Origin of the sequence: Microcystis sp. M49636_WE2, assembly GCF_030065375.1 — a bacterium.
GTDB lineage: Bacteria > Cyanobacteriota > Cyanobacteriia > Cyanobacteriales > Microcystaceae > Microcystis > Microcystis aeruginosa_C.
In genome coordinates this window covers 1-1395 of sequence record NZ_JASJFG010000108.1, presented here as the reverse complement: position 1 = coordinate 1395, position 1395 = coordinate 1, and the positions used below count along the sequence as shown (strand labels likewise).

At 44.5% G+C, this 1395-nt stretch carries 2 protein-coding genes; both read right to left on the bottom strand.

Annotated features, from left to right (window positions below; translation table 11 throughout):
• Positions 1 to 687 (bottom strand): 3-dehydroquinate synthase family protein (locus PX484_RS02560; protein WP_288102760.1); only part of this gene is annotated, 687 nt, incomplete at its 3' end.
• A gap of 134 nt (positions 688 to 821) precedes the next feature.
• Complete coding sequence (locus tag PX484_RS02555) at positions 822 to 1217, bottom strand: hypothetical protein (RefSeq protein WP_287766945.1); 396 nt, start codon at positions 1215 to 1217, stop codon at positions 822 to 824.
• Positions 1218 to 1395: the final 178 nt, after the last annotated feature.

The window sequence follows — 1395 nt, the reverse complement described above, 5'->3', positions numbered from 1 at the left end:
AGCTTGGCAAGACTTTGTAATAATTGTTTGCAATAGCTCGCCATCGATCTGAGAAAAACTAGCTAAATTGTCCGAGTCTTCTAACTGTTGAAATAACTCAGCATCCCAAATTACACCGTATTTAATCACTTCTGCCATTCCAGCCCGAAATTCTCGCACGGGTAGAGTTTTAAGCACGCTAGGATCGATCAGAACTAATTTCGGTTGATAAAACGCCCCGATCAGATTTTTGCCCTGGGGATGATTAACACCAGTTTTACCCCCGATGGAAGCATCTACCATGGCTAACAGGGTGGTGGGAACTTGGACAAAATTAACGCCCCGTAACCATGTGGCTGCCGCAAATCCCGTCATATCGCCGATCACACCACCACCGAGGGCAACCATAGTCGAGGAACGTTCCAGCCGGTGAGCGAGGGCGCTATCATAAACTTGGGCGATCGCATCGAGGGTTTTATAATTTTCTCCGGCGGGGATCAGATGAGTAGAAACAACAAAGCCCGCTTTTTCTAGGGAATTAACGGCTATTTGCCCGTAATAGTCAAAAATTTCGGGATTAGAAACCAATAAAACCTTTTTACCTAAGCTTAACCGGATCATTTCTCCACCGAGATTAGCTAAACTGCCCTTCTCGATCAGAATATTATAGGAGCGATCGGGTAAATTAACGGGAATACAAATAGCCATAGGGTGTGGTAATTATAAATTATCAATTATGAATTATGAATTGCGAGGTAGGGAGATGGGGAGTGCCGGAGCAGGGAGAATAAATAAAAATAATCTCCTGACTCCTGACTCCCGATAGCCAAAAAGATGATCGGTTATTGGCGCAGCTTAGTCAACTCTAAGAGCAGACGACAGGATAAAAAACAGATAAAGCTCTCTCCTAGAAAGAGACTTAATTGCCAAGCGTCAGCGATCAAGTCTGTGGATAATTGTAGGGGAACTAGGCCGCGGACTAGGGCAAAAGCTGCCACTGTACCATCTTTGAGATGGGGATTATCGTCGTTACGGACGACATAACGATAGGTGACACCGAAGAGAAATCCGCTAATTATCGCCCCGGATATCTTGACAAAAGCGCCAATTAGTGTGAGCGATTCCCCTAACAATAGTCGATCAACAATTAAAAATAGCAGATAGGGAACCAGGAAAGCCAGAGCCGAGATACTCCCCACCTGTATGGATTCGATTCTTTCCTTGAGCGTAATTTGCACGATCGCCTCTCTAAAACGGAGTCACTGATGAAGTATTATCGAAAATTTGGGTTGAAAACCTCGCCCTTTAGGGCGACTTTATGTTAGCATTAAATTGAGTCGTTGACTTTGGGAACGCAGGAAACAAGCGACACTCCGTAATCCCTAAATCTCTAACCATCACTGGTACAAAAGCTTT